The following is a 22,582-nucleotide window of genomic DNA, read 5'->3' on the forward strand; positions in this document are numbered from 1 at the left end:
GGTTTTCTTACTTGTACCGTTCTTACGATTAGGCTCGGGATCTGCTCCTAAGTGTTGTTCTAGCTCCGCTTTTAAAGCGGCTTCGGTTAATTGCTTGATAAGCGGTGTTAAAACACCATCTTCACCTGTTAAACCTTTACCAGATTGAAGTTCAGCTAATGCTTTGTTGAAGTCGAAAGATTGAGTCATGTGTCACTCCTATTTTATTAATAATACTGAAATGACACAGATTTCTAAACACTACCTTTTCATCTATCACCGTGATCAGTAAGTCATATTCTCCCTTTATCAAGGCTTGGATTTTGTTTGCTGGGTTGTCATCAAGTAAACCGGCGAGTTCTACATGAACATCTGGATGATTAAGTTTAAATAGGTTAATAGCTTTAGGTATTAATCTAGGTATTAAAGCAGGTGAGCCATTGAATTTGATGCTTTGCTGAGAGCGGTCCTTCATCAAGGTAATTTCTTCAAGCGCTCCTTTCAACTCCGCTTTTGCCGCCTTTGCTCTGCGCAAAAGGATCTCGCCATATTTATTGAGTTTCAGCCGGTGCTTGGAACGATCGAATAGTGCAACTCCGAGCTCTGACTCTAAATTAGAAATACTTTTTGTGATGGCAGGTTGGGACACATACAGCTTCTGCGCCGCACCAGCGACCCCATTGCCTTCGGCAATGGCAATAAAAGCATTTATTTGGTTGATTTTCAATAAAGTACCCTCGTAATCACAGGTGTTATTGGCGTTACTTTTTCTATATTTCACGCAAATAGCTCAAATGTCAACATAACTAAAAGTTAAATAACCATCAATAATTATGAATATAATTTTATTTTTAGCTGAATTAATCTCAATGAGCATCATAAAAAAGCAACAAAATTAATGCATGAAATGCTTAGTAGTAGAGTGCTTAAGAATTCGATATTCACTGATATTCGACTGAAGTTAATGGTTTTAAAAGCTTCTTTTCAGGCGGGATATAGCACTTCTAATCCTCGAAAGTGAAAACGTCGAGTTGCTATTTAAGGTTACTAAACGTTTAAAAGGCGCATGATTTAAATAACTAAAGACTATAACTAGGGGCAAAGTAAACATGAATATCATTCGTAATATCTCAACCATATTTAACTCAACTGCTTGTCAAGATAGCCATGTTCATGCAGAAAATGGTTCGGCAAAAGCATCGTTGAGTCTATCAACTAAAAAGTCCAGTTTAGCGATAGCGATTGCTGGAACTATAGCGTTAGGTCCAGTTGCTGAAGCCATGGCAAAAAAGGATATGGAAGTCATTATGGTGACAGTTAATAAACGTTCAGAGAGCCTGTTAGAAGTTGCTGGCTCTGTTCAAGTATTAGATGAGAATTTACTACAAGACTTCCAGCTAGATGAGATGGACTCAGTGGTTGACTTTATTCCAAATGCAACTTTTAGCGCTGCGCCTAGCGGTACGCCAGTACTTGCTATTAGAGGCATAGGCACTCGGGCTGGTGGCGCCATGTTGGAGCAAGATGTTGGTTTATTTATTGATGGTGTTTGGGCTGGGCGGAATAATCAGATGCAAGCCGGTTTAATGGATGTTGGCATGATTGATATCGTCAAAGGTACTCAGGCCACGCTATACGGGCGAAATGCCTTAGTTGGCGCTATCAGTGTCACGACAAAAAAACCCGGCGACAGATTTGGCGGCTACTTCCAAATTAGCAATGAATTTGAGTATGGCTCAAAAGCTGTAGAAGGGGCTATAGATATTCCTGTTAATGACAAGTTGGCTTTTCGTGTAGCAGGCATGTATGAGGAAGTAGGCGGTTGGATTCATAATGATGGCGTCGGACGTGATGAACCTGAAAGTGAGAATAGCTCGGTAAGAATTACTGGGGTTTATTATACCGATAACGATTGGACTATTACTGGCAAGTTGCAGACTTCAAATCAAGAGCAAGTAGGTAATAGTTTTGTGCGTTTGCTTGAGGGGCAATTTACAGAGTTTGACGGCACAGATCGCTTCACACCGGCCGCAGAGCCACCGACAGCCTTACGGGGTTTTTCAGAAACGGCTTTTGGTGTTGATATAATCGCACCTATTTTAACTAATGCTGATATTGGCTCTGAACGTGACTTTGTTGATACATCGTTAAAATTAGATATTCCGGTTGGTGATTATGAAATTACCGCCATTACGGGCTTTAATCAGATGGATTATACCGCCGCTTTTGACCCGTCGATTTTAGGCGGGCCTCGGGTAGTGGCTTGGTATGACGAAGAATATGAGCAATTCACGCAAGAGATTCGTTTGACCTCACCTGCAGAAGATGACTTCAATTACATTGTTGGAGTCTATTATGTCGACCAAACGGTAGACAGGTTAACTTTTCAGTACCTTAATAACGATCAACGCTTTTGGTACGGCGAGCAAGACATGAGTGCATGGTCGGTATTTGCTAGTAGTACGTACTCTATTAATGAAACATTGCGGTTAATAACAGGCGCGCGTTATACCGATGAAGGAAAAGATGCAGATATTATTGTGCATGGCAACCGAGAAGATGACGGTGTCTATGCAAATGCAACAGATAGTATTGATGAAAGCACGCTAGACGGCTCGATCACACTCGAGTTTGATGGTAGCGACAGCCTATTAATATTTGGTGGTATTGCAACCGGCTCAAAAAGACCAGGCTTGGCCAGTGGTAATCCAGTAAATAATACCGACTTTGTTGGCGCAAATTCATTATTTATACCCACCGAAGAAATTCTGACATTTGAAGTTGGTTTTAAATATGAAATGGCTAACGGTTATATTAATGCCACTGTTTTTGATATGGACATTTCAGACTTTCAAAACGCAAGTTTTAATAACGGTAACCTAGTTATTAGTTCGTTTGATGTCGACAGTCGAGGCATTGAGTTAGATACCTATCATTACTTAACGGATGAAATCACGTTAAAGACGGGGTTTGGAGTTATGGATGTTGAAGATGTAAGCAATAATGCCGAAGTATCAGGAGCACCAAAGTTTTCTGCTAATGTCACTCTTACTTATGAGTCAGACGCCTTAATTAGTAACTTCATATCGCGAGCCAGTGTCAATATTAGTCACAAATCATCTCATTGGTTAAATGCAACGGTTGGCGAAAGTAATCAATACAATGAAATCGATGCGGTTACGCTGCTAAATGCCAACATGTCACTAAGCCACTTAGATTCAGGCATTAAAGTTTCATTATTTGTTAAGAATTTAACGGATGAAGAATACGCTGACTTTTCTTATAACGCGCCTGGTGCTAATAACGACTATATTTTTGGCGTCGCAAAAGGCCGCACCATTGGTTTAGAAGCAAAGTATAGTTTTTAACTTGCTTGTTGAGGGTTCACTGGCGGTTTAACAGTGAGCCCTTTTTACTTGTTCGAATGTCCAGCATTTAGGATTGGAGTCTAATATGTATCACCGACAAGGCTTAGCTAGCCCTTTTTTGACAGTGTTTGTTGTCGCTATTGTATGTCTGGTTATAACACCTTCTAGAGCAGCTGACACGCGCCAAAAAATGCCTGTTGAACGGCCTAATATTTTATTTATTGTTGCTGATGATATGGCGTACACAGATATTGGCGCGTTTGGGGGGGGAGATATCCAAACACCCACCTTAGATACGCTGGCAGATGAGGGCATTAGGTTCTCACGATTTTATGCGGGTGCACAATGTTCGACAACGCGCGCTATGTTGATGACGGGCGTTGACAATCATAGAGCCGGCTTAGGAACAACTGTGGGGGCTTATTCTCAACCTGCAGCAAATCAGCTTGGTAAACCTGGCTATGAAGGCGAACTGCGTAGTGATGTCATTACTTTATCAACAATTTTGCAAAATGCGGGTTATTACAATGTCATGGTGGGAAAATGGCATTTAGGCGCTAGTAAAGACAATAAACCCAGTAGCCGAGGGTTTGATCAAACATTTGCCATGCAGCAAAATAGTGATCATTTCGATGATCAATTAGGCTCTTTTGGTTTTGGTCACCGAGATTATTGGCGTAACGGTGAAATTGTAGAAAAGCTGCCAAAAGGTTTTTTTTCAAGCCGTAACTTCACAACAGAGTTTATCAAATACTTAGATCAGCGCGACAAAGCTAAACCATTTTTTGGTTACTTAGCTTATACCGCTCCGCATTATCCGCTGCAAGCACCTGAGGATATCATTGATAAATATCAAGGGCACTACGATGCTGGCTATGACGATTTGCGTAGTAAACGCATCAAAGGCTTACAAGCGTCGGGTTTAATAAACAAAGAGGCCAAGCATAGCCTATTTCGAAGTGATGTACGGGCGTGGAACACCTTGTCAGACAAAGAGAAGCAACGTTCTGCTAGGTCAATGGAAATATATGCGGCCATGGTTGATGACATGGATCAGAATATTAGTAGGGTATTGGCATACCTAAAGTCTAAAAACCTTTATCACAATACCCTGATTATTTTTTTGAGTGATAATGGTGCGGAAGCGGCATCAGCACAACGAGGACATGCACCAGCATTACTGCCGAAAGCGAGAAACCTAGATAACAGCCTTGAAAATATGGGCCGACGAGGCTCGGTTGTTCTGTATTCGCACACTTGGGCTGCGGCTGGAAATGGCATATTTCGAGAGTATAAGTTTTCCGGTGCTGAGGGTGGTGTTCGCGTTCCGGCAGTGATTAGTTGGCCCGCTGGTGGTTTAGCTCCTCGCATAAATCATGGCGTGACGAGTGTACTTGACATTATGCCAACAGTACTCGAATTAGCCAGAGTTGAACACCCAACTCAAACGCATGCCAATGCGGTTTATCAAGCACCGATAGGCAAGTCACTGGTGCATGTTCTTATGAATGACACGGACAGTATCAGAAGTGAAAGCGAGTACCTCGGCTTTGAGTTTTGGGGCGGACGCGGTGTTGTCGCAGGTGATTGGAAGCTCACGGGCTTGTATGACCAAGACACAGAAACAATGCAAGCGTGGCAATTATTTAACCTTGCTACGGATCCGGGTGAGCAAAGAGATCTTGCTAAAGAACAACCAGTCGTTATGAAGCAAATGCTGAGTTATTGGCAAGATTATGTCACAAACAATGGGGTCATTTTAGCTGAGCCTAATGTACCAGCATTGCGTAAACCCCAAAAAACATTTTTAGAGAGTACGGTAAAATGATCCCTATCAGATTGATATTAGCTATGTTACTTGTTTTCATTTCATCCGCTTGTGCAAAGCATAATGATACTGATTCAACGACTACTCAACCCAATATACTATTAATCGTAGCAGACGATCTTGGCTACTCGGACTTAGGTAGCTTTGGTGGTGAAATTGATACCCCAAATTTAGACAAACTCGCCACTTCAGGGCTGCAGCTAACTAATTTTTATGCTGCACCAACCTGCTCACCAAGCCGGGCTATGCTGCTGTCTGGTATGGACAATCACTTAGTTGGGCTAGGTACACAAAAATATTATTGGTCAGAGGAGCAGAAGGGCCGCCCAGGCTATGAAGGTTTTTTAAATGAGCGCTTTGTCACGCTTGCAACTCGACTAAAAGATGCTGGTTATCGTACCTATATGGCGGGAAAGTGGCACTTAGGTTATGACGAAACGACCTATCCATCTGCGCGTGGCTTTGAAGAAAGTTTTGCTCTTTTAGAAGGGGGTGCTAGCCACTTTGATCAGCGCGGCGTGATCCCTAATGCTAGCAAAGCGAACTATAGAAAAAATGGCAAAGCAGTGGCGCTACCTAAAGACTTTTTTTCGTCAGCATTTTACACCGACAGATTAATTGAAAATATTGAAAGCAACCGAAAAGATGGTCAACCTTTCTTTGCTTATGCGGCTTATACAGCGCCTCATTGGCCACTGCAAGCACCTGAAGAGAATATTGCCAAGTATAAAGGAAAATATGATGCAGGTTATGAAGCAATCATTGCTGCACGATTGCAGCGTATGAAAGAGCTCGATTTAATCGCCAACGTGGTCGAAGCAAACCCAGGTGCTGAAGTGTACCCTACTTGGGATGAACTTACAGCAACACAAAAAAAACACGAAGCGCGGCTAATGGAAATATATGCCGGTATGGTAGATGCTTTAGATTTACATATCGGTCGATTGATCAATTATCTTGAAGAAACAGGACAACTAGAAAACACCATAATCGTTTTTATGTCAGATAATGGCGCAGAAGGAGCCAACCCATTAGATATTGAAGCAGGTAAAAATGAGCCTAATGCAACATGGATCCCGAACAACTTTGATAATAGTGACGACAACTTGGGCAAAGCTGGCTCGTTTGTTTCCACAGGTCCTGGATGGGCACGCGTGAGCAGTACCCCTTCGCGTTTATATAAAGGGTTTACCACGGAAGGGGGCATTAAAGTACCGGCATTTATTTATTACCCTCAAATGGCCCGTTCAAAACAAAAATCTAGTGAGTTTGTTTCTGTGATGGATGTCGCGCCGACCCTAATGGAGCTAGCAGGTCTCGATCCGAAATCGACGCGTTATCAGGAGCGAACTGTGTTGCCGATGACAGGAACCAGTTTGTTGGGGTATCTACAAGAGCAACAAACTAGTGTGCATGGCGAAAACTTTAGCGCTGCGTGGGAATTATTTGGTCGTCGTGCCGTACGCTTGGGAGACTGGAAGATGGTTTGGCTTAATGAACCCTGGGGTAATGGCCGCTGGCAGTTGTATAACTTGGCACAAGATCCAGCAGAAAAGAATGACCTCTACCATTTGTACCCAAAAATAGTACACAAATTAAAGCAAGCTTGGCATGACTATGTAAAGCGCAATGACATGGTGGTTGTGGATAAAGTCGACATTCTCTACAGCAATGGTACGTCTCACTATAAGGGGGCGCAGGTAAGTAAATAGTTCGGTCATTTTTAAAGTATTCCAATAAGAAATTGGCAGTTATGCAATCTAAAAAACATCGGAGTTTAAATTATATGTCAGCTTTAAGTTTATCAGAAATTAGAGAACGGCCAGCTTTCAAAGAGCTAGTACAGAAAAGGCGCAAAATGCGAGTAACGATGATTAGCATGATGATGCTGGTTTTTATAGGCTATTTGTTTGCTTGGGCATTTTTACCTGAATTTGTAAATCTGCGTCTCCCCGCAGACAGCTCGGTAACAATTGGTATTTGGATTACCGTGGTTGTGGTACTCGTTGCTATTCTGTTATCTGCCTACTATGCAATGATTGCCGGTAAACAACTAGACCTGCTTAATGAAAAACTAATCAAGGATATTCATCATGATGCTAAAAAATAAGCGTAGGAATGTGAGTCTACTTTTTCTGACGGCAATTAGCTTGTTCTTAACTCAACCTATGGCTTGGGCTGCTGGGTCTATTTCTGGCGATGTAGCAAAGCAGGCATTAAATATTCCAGCAATAGTCATTTTTATATTGTTTGTGTTAGTGACCCTAGTGATTACCTATTGGGCAGCTAGAAAAACAAGTACTACTAAAGAGTTTTATACCGCAGGAGGGGGGATCCCAGCGTGGCAAAATGGCGTTGCAATTTCAGGTGACTTTTTGTCTGCTGCGACCTTATTAGGTATTACCAGTAGCATTTATGTTATGGGGGTTGATGGTTTAGCGATTATCGCAGGCACGTTAGGCGCATGGCCAGTGGTACTATTTTTAATAGCAGAGCGACTTCGCAACTTAGGGCGGTTTACTTTTATTGATGTGGTATCATTTCGATTATCAGCGTCGAAAATAAGACCTTTAGCGGCGGTGTCGTCACTTTTTGTCTTGGTTTTTTATCTGATCGCCCAGCTAGTAGGCGCTGGCAAACTAGTGCAGTTACTATTTGGTTTAGATTATTTAGTCGCTATTATTTCAGTTAGCTTATTAATGGTAGTTTATGTTGCGTTTGGCGGCATGCTAGCCGCTACATGGGTGCAATTTATTAAATCAGTGCTACTTGTCGCTGGTGGCACAATATTAGCTTTGCTGCTACTTATTCAATTCGATTTTGATTTTGGGAAAATTTTTACCAGTGCAGTTGAAACTCACCCAAAAGGCGGCGCTATTGTTGAAGTGGGTGGCTGGTTAAAAGACCCATTATCGGTTATTTCGTTAGGGATGACCTTATTATTTGGCTTTATTGGCTTGCCACACATCTTAATGAGACTGTTTACTGTTAAAGATGCTGCTGCGTCTAGAAAGTCAGCTTTTTATGCAATTTCTATTATCGGTTATTTTCAACTACTGATTATTTTAATTGGTTTTGGTGCATTATCGTTAATTATGTTTAATGGCAATTACCATGATGCAGCCGGCGACATGATTGGTGGCAATAATATGGCGGTATTACATGTCTCGCACCTGTTAGGTGGCGATATTTTGCTTGGCTTTATTGCCGCAGTGACTTTCGCGACAATTCTAGCTGTGGTGTCTGGATTGACAATATCGGCTGCCGCAACCATAGCTCATGATTTATATGCAGGCACCTTTGCAAAAGGAAAAGTTACTGAAAAGAAAGAAATGATCGTGTCGAAAATTGCAGTTGTTGGTACAGGTGTCTTAGCAATTATTATGGGCGTTGTCTTTGAACACCAGAACGTGGTGTTTGTTTCTAATTTAGCTATGGCTATTGCAGCTAGTGCCAATGCGCCAGTGTTAATCATGGCTATGTTTTGGGGAGGGTTAACCACCCGAGGTGCTATCGCAGGTATTGTCTTAGGCTTAGCTAGCTCGTTATTACTGATAGTGCTTGGCCCTCAAGTTATGGTGGAAGTCTTGGGGATGGAGCAAGCTATTTTTCCATATGCTTACCCTACCGTGGTATCAGTCCCTTTGGCTTTTTTATCGATTTGGTATTTTTCTATCAGTGATAAAAGCGAGTCGGCTGCTGCAGAAAGGCTAACTTACCAAGATCAATTTGTCTTGTCAGAAACCGGTATCGGTGTTCAAGATGCTGTAGAACATTAAAAGTGGCAAGTGCTCAATAAGCTTATACTGGCTAAATAAAGCAACGACTTAGCGAGAGGGGGAATTTTAAGCAAAAGTATCTAAGCCGCTTTGTGGTCATTTTACATTGCAACAAAGCGCTGTTTTTTTTTGGTGATTTTCGTACCAATTTTATTATTAAAAGTGAGTTAAAAATTATGTCCTTAATTAATGAAACCCATAATGTCGCCCTGTCTAGTTGGGTAGAGTCTGCTAACCAAGATGGTTGTGATTTTAGCATTCAAAACCTACCGCTAGCCATTTTTAGAAGAAAAAGTAGTAATGAAGCATTTCGAGGAGGGGTAGCTATTGGCGATCAAGTCGTTGATTTGAAATCTTTAAGCGATAGTGGTGTGCTATCAGGGTTAGCTCAACAAGGAGCACTCGCTTGTAGTCAGCCGAGCTTAAATAAATTTATGAGCATGGGAAAAGAGGCTTGGTCGGCGCTTAGGTTGTCTCTTTCAAGGGCATTAAGGACAGGATCAGATGTTCAGCAACAAATAAGCACCTGTTTGGTTAGTCAATCCGAAGTGGAATATAGTATGCCTTGTCATATTGGTGACTATACGGATTTTTACACTTCAATACATCACGCCACCAGTGTTGGTAAGTTATTTAGGCCTGACAACCCACTACTGCCCAACTATAAGTGGGTACCAATTGGCTATCATGGCCGTTCATCTTCTATTGGTATTTCGGGACAACAATTTCACCGACCGGTAGGCCAGTTAAAAGCGCCGGAAGCTGACACGCCTATTTTAGCGCCATGTAAGCGTTTAGATCATGAATTGGAATTGGGCATCTTTATAGGTGCAGGTAACAACCTAGGCGAAGCAATCCCTATCACTGAAGCAGAAAATCATGTGTTTGGTATGTGTTTGTTTAATGATTGGTCAGCCCGTGATATTCAAGCGTGGGAATATCAGCCACTTGGCCCATTCTTGTCAAAGAGTTTTGCATCCACTATTTCACCTTGGATCGTAAGTATGGAAGCACTAGCACCGTATCGTGCCAGCTTTACTCGTTCGAGTGAGGATCCGCAGCCGCTACCATACTTAAGCTCTGAACAAAATAGCCAGCACGGAGCTATTGATATTGAATTGGAAGTATTGATACAAACAGAAAAAATGCGTGCTAGTGGTCAGCCGCCAGAGAAAATAGCCAATTCCAACTTCATTCATTCTTATTGGACCATTGCCCAAATGGTTACTCATCATAGCGTTAATGGCTGTAATTTACGCCCTGGTGATTTATTTGGTAGTGGAACGCAATCGGGACCTGAGCCAGAGGAAGCGGGGTCGCTATTAGAGCTATCAGCGGGTGGTAAAGAGGCATTAACGTTAAGCAACGGTGAAAGTCGTACTTTTCTTGAAGATGGCGACACGATAGTGATACGCGGAGGCTGTCGTCGAAAAGGCGCTGCTTATATTGGTTTTGGTGAAGTCACTAGCACTGTGCTGCCAGCAAATAGCTAAAGCTTAACAGCATTGTGACTTATCGCTATTATTTAAATTGAGAGGATAGTTTAGATGAAAATAGAGCAAATTCATCATGTAGCTTATCGCTGCAAAGACGCGAAAGAAACCGTTCAATGGTATGTTAAAAACTTAAAGATGGACTTTGTATTGGCAATTGCTGAAAACGAAGTCCCCTCAACTAAAGAGCCCGATCCTTACATGCATGTATTTTTGGATGCGGGTAACGAGAATGTTTTAGCTTTTTTTGAGCTTCCTACCCAGCCCGAAATGGGGCGAGACCCTAATACACCTGAGTGGGTGCAACATATTGCTTTTAAAGTTAAAGATTTAGAAACTCTGCTTGAATACAAAGCTCACTTAGAGAATAACGGTATTGATGTGCTAGGGGGTACCGACCACTCTGTATTTAAGTCCATTTATTTTTTTGACCCCAATGGCCATCGTATAGAGCTTGCCGCTCCCAGTATTGATGAGGCAGAAAAGCTTGCGAAATTAGATAAAGTTAAGTGGGATATGCTCGAAGAGTGGTCGAAAACTAAACGAGCACCTAAGCATGCTGCTTGGTTGCACGAGCATTAAATCTATAGTGTAAAGTTAGACGCAATACAGGCTCTTAGTGAGGCCCTTAATTGTGTAAAAAACACAGAGCTCGCACAAAATTAGCGAGCTAATTTACAGCTTATAGCGCAACAACTATCCATAGCAGGAAGGAAGATGATCACGCTTTATTCTTACTTTAGAAGCTCAGCGGCATATCGTGTTCGTATCGCTCTCAATTTTAAACAGATAGCGTACAACATCGTTGCCATTAACCTCGTCAAAAATGAGCAAAACTCAGCTGAATACCGTGCGATAAATTCACAAGGCTTATTGCCATCTTTACGTTTGGAGGGCGGGGCCGTTGTTACACAATCAGCGGCAATTCTTGAGTGGCTAGAAGAAAGCTACCCAGAACACGCGCTCTACCCAGAAGGTGCAATTGCGAAAGCCCACATCCGAAGTTTGTGTAATATTATCGCCTGTGATATTCACCCACTGAACAATTTACGCGTATTGAGGCATCTCAGCTCAGATATAGGTGTTAGCGACGACGAAAAGTTAGCTTGGTATCATCATTGGATTGATAAGGGGTTTACTAGTATTGAAAATCATCTCGGTAGCTCACCTTTTGCAGCTGGTACAGAGGTAACTATGGCTGATATCTACCTGATACCACAGGTCTATAATGCACTGCGTTTTAGTCAGGATATGACAAAGTATCCAAAAATAATGCGTGTTTTTAAAGCCTGTAATGAATTGAATGCTTTCAAAGCTGCCGCACCCGAGTCACAAACCGATGCACTATAAGTATGTAACTCACTTGGGTTTGAAAAGTTAGGTTAGGTAGTGTTGTAAGCGCTTAGGTGTTTATGCCGTGTAATAAGTCAGTGTTATTGAAGTTACAGTACAGGCTTTAATTTTACTATTTTTTCAACCTACTAGGCTCAAGGTATTAAAATTTGGCAGAAATAATGTCGTCTGTAGGTGTTGTTATTACAATTGTAGCTTACAAACAGAGGCTATTTTTTATATGAGTCGATAAAAAATCGATCTTTAAGGTTTAATAGTAATTATGAAATATATGCTGTTATTTAGTGTCGCTTTTTCTTGTATGTGCTCGGTATTTTCTATTCACGCTAATGAAAAGCTACAATATGCATTTCAAAAAGACGCGGCTAAATCAAATCAACAGTGCATTGCTTGTCATCAACAATCACAGCATGACTGGCAAGAGTCTGACCATGCTAAAGCAATGGCTGTGGCAGATAATAGTTCAGTTTTAGGTGACTTCAGTAATATTGAAGTTGAACATTACGGCCAAAAAGCCGTTTTTTTTATTAAAGAAGACCTTTACCATGTCACCATTTCATATAACGACATAACGCATACTTACCCGATAAAATATACTTTTGGGCACTTTCCTTTACAGCAATACCTCATAGAAACTGAGCTAGGAAAATTGCAAGTAGTGCCTTTTGCTTGGGATAGTCGAGCAAAGAGTGATGGTGGGCAGCGCTGGTACCATAATTATAGTGAAGAGAAAGTTAGCCCCACAGATCGATTGCATTGGCGTCAACCATTACAAAACTGGAATGGAATGTGTGCTGATTGTCATTCTGATGGTTTGGTAAGAAAATATAACCCAGCACAAAATAGCTTTAGTAGTCAATTTGATAACATAAATGTTGGCTGCTTATCTTGTCATGGAGATATGGCGGCGCACTCGAATACGAATGCCAATAAAGCGAAGCTAGACGATATTATTGCGCGTCAAAACCCTACAGGGAAATGGTTAAGAAGCTTAGGGGAAAAAACGGCACATTGGCAGGGGGAAAAGCGTGATAACACGGTTATGGATGGATGTTTCGCATGCCACTCACTTCGTACTCCTTTAACGGATGGCATCATGGCAAAAACAGCTTTTTTAGATCAATTTACACCACAATTGTTGTTAACACCTAATTACCATGTAGATGGTCAAATTAAAGAAGAAGTCTTTGTTTATGGTTCTTTTTTACAAAGTAAGATGTATGCTGCTGGGGTAAATTGTTTAGACTGCCATGACAAACACACCACAAAACTCAAGTTTGAAGGTAACGGCACCTGCCTTCAGTGCCATAGTAATGAAGTTTATGCAGAAAAATCTCACCATCAGCATAAAGAAAACAGTGCAGGAGCTCAATGTGTTAATTGTCATATGCCGACTAATCGGTATATGGGGGTCGATGATCGGCGAGATCATAGTTTCAAAATACCTCGCCCTGACTTATCGCAGCAATATAACACCCCCAATGCATGTGTTAGTTGCCATAGTGACAAGTCAAACCAATGGGCCGTTGAACGCTTATCTGCATGGCATGGCAAACCTCAAGACTTATTAGTAAGCAAGCAACGATTAATAAAGTTACTTAATGGACAAGCGCTGTCGTTAGAAGAGCACTTATCGATCATCTCTGATGAAAAACTTGATGTCATTAGCCGAGCTACAGCGATACAACTGCTTGCGTATACCACCAATTCACTTAAAATCACTCAACTATCAAAGTTCTTAACGCATACCGAACCTTTAATTAGGTTGAGTGCGGTAATGGTCGCAACCTTACTGCCGACCGCTGAAAAAGCAAAGCATGTAAGCCCGTTATTGCAAGATAAATATAGAGCAATACGCGTTGCTAGTGCCCGTAGTTTGGTAACCAGCGATTTATCTTCTGAGTACCAAACATTATTTGCTCAAGCCTTTAAAGAATTAATTCAAGCCAATCATATTAATAGCTGGCGCGGCGAAGGACAGATAAATCAAGGTGTGCTAGCTATTGAAATGAATAACATAGCCCAGGCAGAAAAATCCTTTAAAAAAGCCATTCAAATAGAACCTTATTTTGAGGCAGGTTATATAAATTTAGCTGATATTTATAGAGCGCAACAAAAGCCTTATTTAGTGGCTTCCGTATTAGCAAGTGGTATTAAAAATAACCCATCATCAGCTGTTTTACATTATGCTTATGGGTTGCACTTTGTTCGGCAAAAAAAACTTGATAAAGCTGTTAGTTACTTTGAAAAAGCCATGATAAAAATGCCAAATAACTCACAATATGCATATACCTATATACTGACATTAGATAGCTTAGGGCAAAGTGAAAAAGCATTAGAGCAATTAAAAATATTATTGATGAATTATCGAGATAAAGCTCAGCTAAAAGAATTAGGTTTGTATTTGTCGCAGAAATTGCGTTTACGATCGGAATACGATTGGTTTATGGAGCAATAACTTAACCCAAACACTAGCTTAAGGCCTTTAGGCGCTGCATTTTTATTTATTGTTGATGATTAACAGGGAATATTGATTAAGGTCAACTAAAACACAGTAGGCTAATATTTAACGTGGTAAATTCTTTAGTATGATATGAGTCTTGTTTTAAAACTAAGTTGTTACTATGAAAGTTGATCTAAATAGCCGCTATGGCTTAAACCCTGCTCACAGTGAAGTTGTTGCCGCTAGTAAACTGATTGCGCCTTGCGATGTATTAGACATGGGCTGTTCTACTGGTCGAAATGCGGTGTACCTTGGTCAATTAGGTTTTAACGTTACTGCGATAGACAATAACCCGAATGCCATTGATATGTTAGCCAATATTGCGCAACAAGAGCAAATGCCGAATATCAAGGCGCAGCTTTATGATATTAATTCTGCCAAGCTTGCCAAAGATTATGATTTTATTTCTTGTACCGTTACTTTGATGTTTATTGAGCCAACTCGGCTTGATGCCATAATAGCTGATATGCAAAACAATACCCGTAGCGGTGGTTATAACCTTATAGTTTGTGCCATGGATACCGAACGACACCCATGCCCAGTGCCTTTCCCGCTAACGTTAAGCGCAGGGCAGCTATCTCAAGCCTATCAGGGGTGGCAGCTTATTAAATACAATGAAGATGTCGGTACTATGCACAACGGTGCCAAGTTGCAATTTGCAACTATGTTGGCAAAAAAGCTGAGTTAATATAAACATAAATAAAGATAAACCAAGGTAAACAAAGCCTAAAGACGACTTTTGTCTGCTATGTTAAAGCGTTCAATGCGTAGTGTGGTTCGCGAGTGATTTATTTAGCTTTTTGTTATTAAACGGCACAAAATGGTGCCGTTATTAATTTTTCTGCTCAGAACTTTTACTCTTGATAATTCAAGCGGATAGATACTTGCATATAACCTCACTTTCTAAGCTTTATTTTAGTGTTATTGATACCCACCATTTTTTTTATTTCTCACCCGTGCAATAACCTTATTATTGCAAATAAGCTACTCGACTAAATTGAAATGCAGCGCCGTAGCCGATTAATCATTTAGAAAATAGCAAGAAAGGCCGCTATTACAGCACTAAATTTACTGTGATAAATTTATGTCAACTTATTTTACACATTTACTTAACTAAGAGTGTTTAAAAATTAATCTAGCAATTAACTTGCTGGTTTAACACATATAAATTTTATTGGATTAAATTATGCATCCCGTCTTGAATTACAACAAATACTGTAGCTGGTTAAAACGTTTATTAACCACAAAACAGTCAAGGAGAGTTGCCAATGAAGACAATAACCTCAGGTTTATTTTTATTTATAATATTCATACTTGTTAACACCCTACCAATTAATGATGCCAATGCAGGAGATCAACCTTTTCTTGGTGAAATTAGTTATTTCGCCGGTAATTTTCCACCCCGTGGATGGGCATTTTGCGATGGTCAATTGCTAGCGATAAGTCAGCATGATGCTTTATTTTCTCTACTAGGCACAATGTATGGCGGTGATGGCAGAACCACATTTGCGCTGCCTGATATGCGTGGTCGAGTCGCTATTCATCAGGGTAACGGCCCAGGATTATCAAATCGTTTGCAAGGCGCTAAGTTCGGCACAGAAAGAGAAACGGTCACGGTTAATAACTTACCTGCACATAATCATGCGTTGATGGTTAGCAGTGACTCGCCATCGAGTAGTGTTGCCACAAACCGAGCGCTTGCCTCGACCATGGTTTATGCCACAGAAGCACCCAACAGTACATTAGATAATTCTTCAATGGCAGCAACGGGCGGAGGTCAAAGTATCAATAATAAACAACCCGCCGCTACAGCGCGCTGTATTATTTCACTCGTTGGCATCTATCCATCTCGAAACTAAAGGGGAGCATCATAATGAAAAGTAAACATTTAATAGCAGGTTTGTTGTTTTTATTACCGAGCCTTTTTATTGCAAATCATGCGATAGCAGATGCACCTTTTATTGGCGAGATGCGTTATTTTGCCGGTAATTTTGCCCCCCGAGGTTGGGCTTTTTGTGATGGTCAATTGCTACCGATAAGTCAGAATACCGCTTTATTCTCACTACTTGGCACTATGTATGGCGGTGATGGTCGAACAACGTTTGCCCTACCAGATATGCGTGGTCGGGCATTAATACACTCAGGTAATGGCCCAGGCCTTACGCCTGTAACACAAGGCTCAAAAAGTGGCTCTGAGACGGTAACCATGACAGTCGCACAGATGCCCAGTCATAACCATGCCTTATTAGCCAATGGTACCGCGGCGGATACAGCAACACCAAATGGCAACGCCATCGCAGCGGAAAAAATCTATAAAGCAGGTCAACCGGCAGATAAAACGTTACATACTGAATCAATAGCTAATAGTGGTGCTGCGCAAGCGATTGATACCGTACAACCTTATATTGCTTTGAACTGCATTATTGCGCTTCAAGGTATATTCCCGTCAAGAAATTAGGAGATATAACGATGAAAAAACCATACCTACTCTTGATCGTTACAGTATTTATGACCGGCTTTAGTTCTACAGCGGTATTTGCAAACGAGCCATTTATTGGAGAAGTGCGCTTTGTCGGTTTTAATTTTGCCCCCCGAGGTTGGGCAAAGTGTGATGGCCAAATATTGCCGATCAACTCAAATCAAGCGTTGTTTTCTATCTTAGGAACTACTTATGGCGGAGATGGACGAACCACTTTTGCTTTGCCCGATATGCGGGGTAGAACCCCAATTCATCGCGGGAGCGGGCCAGGATTATCGAGCTATAACTTAGGGCAAAAAGGTGGGGCTGAAAGTATTACTTTAACGCCGGCACAAATTCCCAGTCATCATCATGCTCTTAAAGGCGTGAGCGCTTCGGCTCGAACAAATAGCCCAACGGCTAATGTTTTGGCAAGACCAAGAAGCAACTTAAAAATATATGATGACTCTGTGCCTAACATTGCTTTGCACAATGATTCAGTAGGTCATACAGGTAACGCGAGCACAATAAACAACATGCAACCTTCAATGACCTTAAATTGTATTATTGCGCTTCAAGGACTATTCCCTTCTAGAAATTAATTAAGGACTTTATTATGTTTAAAAATATAGCTATAGCTATTATTGTAATGTTTGCCATCAGCAGCAGCCCGTTTTCTAAAGCGGCTATTATATCTAGTTTCGATGTTGATACGGAATTAACCATATTATCTGATTTTGCGACAAGTGAGTTTGATGCGTATTTTGATGGAGAATTTTTAGATATAGCAGGCTTAGCAACGGGAGGGGTCTCGGGGTCAGGTGACTTTAGTTCGACCTTAGCAGCGTTAGAAGCTGTAGTGTTAAGTGCATATGCTGAGGGTGCAGTAACAGGCTCTCCCGGCAGTGTTGATGGCTTTTATCTATCGTCTGGCGAATTATTTATTGAAAATACCGGTGCGAGTATTTTAACTGGCGAAGTAAGCTTTGACATTGCAATGTTTGCCAGTATTTTTACTGATACGGTTGATGAAATGGCGCTTGCTTTTAGTGGTTTATTTATTAGCTACGAAATCTATGACGGTGTCGGAAATTTGGTTACTGAAGACATATTATTTGATGACTTTATCGAGTTTGATAGTAGCCTAGACGGTACAGGAGGCTTTAATAACAGTGTCTCTAGTTTGTTGACCAATAACGTAAGACTTGCAGCTGATGAAAGCATTTTATATTACTTTGAATTAGATGCCTTCGGCTTTGCCGATACGCTAAGGGCGCCAACAACGAGTGTGCCTGAGCCGTCAACACTTGTTATATTTGCTTTAGGGTTGGTTGCACTTACTTTGCGTCGAATAAAAAGGTAATTAGACTTTATTGTTATTTCTGTTAATAAAAACATCAATCATTCGATTGATGTTTTTGTTGTCACATACGCCTAGCTTAGATCTTTTGCTGATTATGCAAATAAGGCTTGAGTAAGGATTTTACCTTAGCAAGCGTATAGCTTTACTACTTGCTAGTAAAACTACCGAAAATATCCGTTTAAGTGCAATTTAATGCTTAAAGGTTGTTGGCTGCGCGAGAATGACAGTATTTAGTTTTTTATGGCTTTTACCTTGTCATTGTCAAAATGAACACTTTGCTACTTTGTGATTTTTCGCACAAGCACCTGAAATATCAGCTTAGGTTTGATCGGTATCAACTAGCCGGCATTCTTCTCAACGTTTACATATTCTATCATTGCCATTGTTCCCTATAGCGCGTAATTTAGCCGCAATTACTTCGATATCTAACATCATTGCTGATATACAAATGCGAATAGGAAATTATGACTACTCTCAATTTAAATGCCTCGGTGGCGATCGCTGCTGATAACACAGACCAAGCAAAGACGTCACTATTTTATCAAGAGCAAGATAATGAGGTGGCATTATTTGAATATGCTTACAACCAACAATTACCGGTGTTAATTAAAGGCCCAACCGGTTGTGGTAAAACCCGTTTTGTTGCCCACATGGCGGAAAAACTCAATAAACCATTATATACGGTTGCCTGCCATGATGACTTAACCGCCGCTGACTTAGTTGGCCGCCACCTCGTTGGACCGCAAGGGACGTACTGGCAAGATGGACCCTTAACGCGGGCGGTGCGTGAAGGCGGCATTTGCTATTTAGATGAAGTGGTAGAAGCACGCAAAGATACCACAGTTGTGCTACACCCGTTAGCAGATGATCGCCGTATTTTGCCATTAGAGCGCACCGGTGAACTTATTGAAGCCGCACCGGGTTTTATGCTGGTGGTATCTTATAACCCCGGCTATCAAAACCTGTTTAAAGGCATGAAACCTAGTACCCGTCAGCGCTTTATTGGCTTGCGCTTTGGTTACCCAGAAAGCGAAATAGAACAAGATATTATCATTAAAGAAACGGGCGTTGAGCCAAATTTAGCCTTTAAACTTGTTGAGTTAGCACAAGCCTTACGCCGCCTTGAAGACAATGATCTCGAAGAAGTTGCCTCAACCCGTTTATTGATTTATGCCGCGAAAATGATGACTTCAGGCATGAATCCATTAGATGTTTGTCGTTGTTGTTTAGCTGAGCCACTCTCTGATGATATTCAAACGGTGAACTCAATTATGGAAGTAGTAAAAATTTACTTTGACGCCTAACGCCACCATGAAAACAGAAAATATTTTGCAAGCAGAATCAGTAACTCAGCTGTTAGAAAATAAGGCAGATAAACGCTTGCCAGGCGATTTGGCAATGTGGTTTTTTATTTTGGCCGAGTTAACAGTATTTGCGGTATTTTTTATTGGCTTTGCCGTTGCGGAAAATGCCAATATGGCCATGTTCGCGGAAGGAAAAGCACAGCTGCATAAGGTGGCAGGGCTTATCAATACCATTGCCTTGATCACCAGCAGTTACTTTGTTGCTCTATCGTTACATTCGATGCGAAAAAATAATGCTAAACAAACTCTGCGGCACTTGGGCTTAGCGTTAGTATTTGCCGGCGTTTATGTAGTGTTAAAGCTATGGGAGTATCAAGCGCTATTTGCCTTAGGTATTCATATTGAAACCAATACTTTTTTCACCTTGTATTTTTTGATCACTGCTTTTCATTTTCTACATATTATTTTAGGAATGTTGATTCTGGCGTATATGGCCATTAACGTTTATAAAGACAATTACAACGATCCGACAACCGAGAATGAGTTTTCAGGCTTTGAATCTGGCGCCTGCTATTGGCATATGGTGGATTTATTGTGGATTATTTTATTTCCGCTCATTTATATTATTTAGGGAGTCGCTAAATGTTAAAAGTATGGCAAGGTTTTGCGCTGAGTTGGGCTTGGTTACTTATTCTTACCTTAGTCTCTGTTGCGATTGGACTTTATTATCAATCAACGGCTTTTAATCGCTTTGCCTTTATTAGCATAGTAATGTTGATTATCGCCATGAAAGGGCAGCAAATTATTGATATTTTTATGGAGCTTAAACACGCACCTAGGTTATGGCGCAGCGTAATGCTAGCTTATGTAATTATTATTCCACTAATTATTACCTTTATTTATTTGTAAACCATTCATCATTTTACCGGCTGTTATCTGGCGGTCACCTGTGATAACAGCGCAGCTTTTTAGTCAGCAAACAAGGCTTGTTTTTGTTAACAGTCGCTCAATTTTAACTTAGCAAAAACAGTATTGTAGCGCGTTAGTTAGCGAGTTTTATTTCGTCGCTATACCTTTAAAAACCCTACATAAATTAAGGGTTTACTGCTGGTATTATCAACAAAATCCTTATGGTTTATCGTGCGGTCAAGGTATTTATTTGTCGCTAACAGGTTTTTTTGATTTTATTTGTTACACTTTTCTAAAAACTTGATTCTCATCAAGATCAACAGCTAGAGATTCCCTTATCATGAATTTGCTTTATTACATTATTTTAATAAGGGAAATACCATGTCAGAGCGTTTTACAAAAGGCATGGCTCGAAATATTTATTACGGTGGAAGTGTATTCTTCTTTTTAATATTTCTTGCTTTGACTTTCCACACAACCAAAGAGATGCCCAAACGGGACCATCGTCAAAATATCACTGAGTCTGTAGCACGCGGCAAGGCGCTATGGGAAGACAACAACTGTGTTGGTTGTCATTCATTAATTGGTGAAGGCGCATATTTTGCACCTGAACTTGTTAATGTTTATAACCGTCGCGGTGGTGAAGAAGGTTTTAAAGCTTTCTTCAGTGGCTGGATGAAAGCTCAACCGCTTAATATTCCAGGCCGTCGCCAAATGCCTAATTTCCATTTATCAGATCAAGAAATTGATGATCTAGCAGAGTTCCTTAAATGGGCGTCTGAAATGGATACTAACAACTGGCCACCAAACATAGAAGGATAATGGCGTGAATACTCTAAAATATCAATCACAAGCCGTTGCAAAGCCTTATTTTGTATTTGCTATGGTCTTGTTTGTCGGTCAAATATTATTTGGCCTACTCATGGGATTACAATATGTTGTCGGCGATATCGTCGGTGGTTTAATTCCATTCAACGTTGCACGCATGGTGCATACTAACTTGTTAATTGTTTGGCTATTGTTTGGCTTTATGGGGGCTGCCTATTATTTAGTACCCGAAGAAGCCGAAACCGAGCTACACAGTCCTAAACTCGCTATGGTCTTATTCTGGATCTTTGCTGGTGCTGGTGTATTAACCATTTTAGGTTACTTGTTTGTACCTTATGCCACGCTAGCGCATATCACAGGTAATGACTATTTTCCTACCATGGGGCGTGAGTTCCTAGAACAACCGACCATTATTAAAATCGGTATTGTGGTAGTGGCTTTAGGCTTCTTATACAACCTTGGTATGACCATTTTGAAAGGCCGTAAAACGGCTATCAATATGGTGATGATGACAGGTTTAATTGGTTTAGCTGTATTCTTCCTATTTGCTTTCTATAACCCAACAAACTTAGCATTAGATAAGTACTTCTGGTGGTTTGTGGTCCATTTATGGGTAGAAGGTGTTTGGGAATTAATCATGGGTGCCATTTTAGCCTTCGTATTAATCAAAATCACTGGTGTTGACCGTGAAGTAATTGAAAAGTGGTTGTATGTTATTATCGCGATGGCGCTAATCTCAGGTATCTTAGGTACTGGCCATCACTTCTATTGGTTAATGGTGCCTGAGTATTGGCAGTGGGTTGGCTCAATTTTCTCAGCCATCGAACCGCTACCTTTCTTCGCTATGGTGTTATATGCCTTTAATATGGTTAACCGTCGTCGTCGTGAGCATCCAAACAAAGCGGCAACGTTATGGGCGCTTGGCACATCAGTAATGGCATTTTTAGGCGCAGGTGTGTGGGGGTTCTTACACACATTGGCACCGGTAAACTACTTTACTCACGGCTCTCAAATTACCGCAGCACATGGTCACATGGCATTCTACGGTGCTTATGCCATGATAGTAATGACAATAATGTCATATGCTATGCCTAAGTTGCGCGGTATCGGTGAAGCGAACTGCAATAAAGCACAAGTCACAGAAATGTGGGGCTTTTGGTTAATGACAGTCGGTATGGTATTTATTACCTTATTCTTAACCGGTGCGGGTATCTTGCAAGTTTGGTTGCAACGTATCCCAGAAAGTGGTGAAGCGTTAAGCTTTATGGCGACACAAGACAAATTAGCAATATTCTACTGGTTGCGTGAAATCGCTGGTGTTGTATTTTTGATTGGTCTTATTGCCTATCTTGCAAGCTTTTTTGTTAAAAGTAAGCAAACTGCATAAGCGATAGCCTTGACCTTAAGTAATGTGTCA

Annotated in this window: 20 protein-coding genes and 1 pseudogene; 19 read left to right on the forward strand and 2 right to left on the reverse strand. The window is 40.9% G+C overall.

The genetic code is table 11. The features are described from left to right. A pseudogene (locus tag B6K83_RS06495) lies at nucleotides 1-189 on the reverse strand (IS256 family transposase); the annotation flags it as partial. Beyond that, nucleotides 152-760 (reverse strand): LysR family transcriptional regulator, encoded by a 609-nt coding sequence (locus tag B6K83_RS06500; RefSeq protein WP_233143822.1) that lies wholly within the window; start codon nucleotides 758-760, stop codon nucleotides 152-154. The pseudogene B6K83_RS06495 and the gene B6K83_RS06500, both read right to left, overlap by 38 nt. 328 nt (nucleotides 761-1,088) lie before the next feature. Between B6K83_RS06500 and B6K83_RS06505 the strand changes: the two genes are divergently transcribed. From B6K83_RS06505 to B6K83_RS06595, 19 genes are all read left to right on the forward strand, one after another. Then, nucleotides 1,089-3,347, forward strand: a complete 2,259-nt coding sequence (locus B6K83_RS06505) for a TonB-dependent receptor (protein WP_233143827.1) — start codon at nucleotides 1,089-1,091, stop codon at nucleotides 3,345-3,347. A gap of 190 nt (nucleotides 3,348-3,537) precedes the next feature. Continuing rightward, complete coding sequence (locus B6K83_RS06510; RefSeq protein WP_233143832.1) at nucleotides 3,538-5,175, forward strand: arylsulfatase; 1,638 nt, start codon at nucleotides 3,538-3,540, stop codon at nucleotides 5,173-5,175. Beyond that, on the forward strand, nucleotides 5,172-6,887 hold the full coding sequence (locus B6K83_RS06515; protein WP_085284148.1) for an arylsulfatase: 1,716 nt from the start codon (nucleotides 5,172-5,174) through the stop codon (nucleotides 6,885-6,887). The genes B6K83_RS06510 and B6K83_RS06515 overlap by 4 nt, the downstream gene beginning before the upstream one ends. Before the next feature lie 41 nt (nucleotides 6,888-6,928). Next, the gene (locus B6K83_RS06520) at nucleotides 6,929-7,285 is read left to right on the forward strand and encodes a DUF485 domain-containing protein (protein WP_233143833.1); all 357 of its coding nucleotides are present in this window, start codon (nucleotides 6,929-6,931) and stop codon (nucleotides 7,283-7,285) included. Beyond that, nucleotides 7,269-8,954, forward strand: a complete 1,686-nt coding sequence (locus B6K83_RS06525) for a sodium:solute symporter family transporter (RefSeq protein WP_233143835.1) — start codon at nucleotides 7,269-7,271, stop codon at nucleotides 8,952-8,954. The genes B6K83_RS06520 and B6K83_RS06525 overlap by 17 nt, the downstream gene beginning before the upstream one ends. Before the next feature lie 176 nt (nucleotides 8,955-9,130). Then, the gene (gene fahA / locus B6K83_RS06530) at nucleotides 9,131-10,447 is read left to right on the forward strand and encodes a fumarylacetoacetase (protein ID WP_085284320.1); all 1,317 of its coding nucleotides are present in this window, start codon (nucleotides 9,131-9,133) and stop codon (nucleotides 10,445-10,447) included. 54 nt (nucleotides 10,448-10,501) lie between these two features. Then, nucleotides 10,502-11,029 (forward strand): VOC family protein, encoded by a 528-nt coding sequence (locus B6K83_RS06535; RefSeq protein ID WP_085284149.1) that lies wholly within the window; start codon nucleotides 10,502-10,504, stop codon nucleotides 11,027-11,029. Nucleotides 11,030-11,167: 138 nt separating this feature from the next. Beyond that, a complete protein-coding gene (maiA, locus tag B6K83_RS06540) occupies nucleotides 11,168-11,797 on the forward strand; it encodes a maleylacetoacetate isomerase (protein ID WP_085284321.1) in 630 nt (209 codons plus the stop codon). A 265-nt stretch (nucleotides 11,798-12,062) separates the two neighbouring features. Continuing rightward, nucleotides 12,063-14,258 carry a multiheme c-type cytochrome gene (locus B6K83_RS06545; protein ID WP_139175513.1) on the forward strand — a complete coding sequence of 732 codons (2,196 nt, stop codon included), beginning with the start codon at nucleotides 12,063-12,065 and terminating at the stop codon, nucleotides 14,256-14,258. Nucleotides 14,259-14,424: 166 nt separating this feature from the next. Beyond that, nucleotides 14,425-14,991: a tellurite resistance methyltransferase TehB gene (gene tehB, locus B6K83_RS06550; RefSeq protein ID WP_085284150.1), complete on the forward strand. Its 567-nt coding sequence runs from the start codon at nucleotides 14,425-14,427 to the stop codon at nucleotides 14,989-14,991. 580 nt (nucleotides 14,992-15,571) lie between these two features. Beyond that, entirely contained in the window at nucleotides 15,572-16,162 is a 591-nt protein-coding gene (locus B6K83_RS06555; RefSeq protein ID WP_085284151.1) for a phage tail protein, read from the forward strand. Nucleotides 16,163-16,176: 14 nt separating this feature from the next. Next, the gene (locus B6K83_RS06560; RefSeq protein WP_085284152.1) at nucleotides 16,177-16,761 is read left to right on the forward strand and encodes a phage tail protein; all 585 of its coding nucleotides are present in this window, start codon (nucleotides 16,177-16,179) and stop codon (nucleotides 16,759-16,761) included. An 11-nt stretch (nucleotides 16,762-16,772) separates the two neighbouring features. After that, nucleotides 16,773-17,363, forward strand: coding sequence for a phage tail protein (locus B6K83_RS06565; RefSeq protein ID WP_085284153.1), 591 nt, complete (start codon nucleotides 16,773-16,775; stop codon nucleotides 17,361-17,363). A gap of 14 nt (nucleotides 17,364-17,377) precedes the next feature. After that, the gene (locus B6K83_RS06570; protein ID WP_085284154.1) at nucleotides 17,378-18,124 is read left to right on the forward strand and encodes a PEP-CTERM sorting domain-containing protein; all 747 of its coding nucleotides are present in this window, start codon (nucleotides 17,378-17,380) and stop codon (nucleotides 18,122-18,124) included. A gap of 464 nt (nucleotides 18,125-18,588) precedes the next feature. Next, the gene (locus tag B6K83_RS06575; RefSeq protein ID WP_085284155.1) at nucleotides 18,589-19,428 is read left to right on the forward strand and encodes a CbbQ/NirQ/NorQ/GpvN family protein; all 840 of its coding nucleotides are present in this window, start codon (nucleotides 18,589-18,591) and stop codon (nucleotides 19,426-19,428) included. 7 nt (nucleotides 19,429-19,435) lie between these two features. After that, on the forward strand, nucleotides 19,436-20,059 hold the full coding sequence (locus B6K83_RS06580) for a cytochrome c oxidase subunit 3 family protein (protein WP_233143837.1): 624 nt from the start codon (nucleotides 19,436-19,438) through the stop codon (nucleotides 20,057-20,059). Between the two features lie 11 nt (nucleotides 20,060-20,070). Next, a complete protein-coding gene (locus B6K83_RS06585) occupies nucleotides 20,071-20,337 on the forward strand; it encodes a cytochrome C oxidase subunit IV family protein (RefSeq protein ID WP_085284156.1) in 267 nt (88 codons plus the stop codon). A 381-nt stretch (nucleotides 20,338-20,718) separates the two neighbouring features. Further along, nucleotides 20,719-21,159: a c-type cytochrome gene (locus tag B6K83_RS06590; RefSeq protein WP_085284157.1), complete on the forward strand. Its 441-nt coding sequence runs from the start codon at nucleotides 20,719-20,721 to the stop codon at nucleotides 21,157-21,159. A 4-nt stretch (nucleotides 21,160-21,163) separates the two neighbouring features. After that, entirely contained in the window at nucleotides 21,164-22,552 is a 1,389-nt protein-coding gene (locus B6K83_RS06595; RefSeq protein ID WP_085284158.1) for a cbb3-type cytochrome c oxidase subunit I, read from the forward strand. Nucleotides 22,553-22,582: the final 30 nt, after the last annotated feature.

Source organism: Colwellia chukchiensis, from assembly GCF_002104455.1.
Lineage (GTDB): Bacteria > Pseudomonadota > Gammaproteobacteria > Enterobacterales > Alteromonadaceae > Cognaticolwellia > Cognaticolwellia chukchiensis.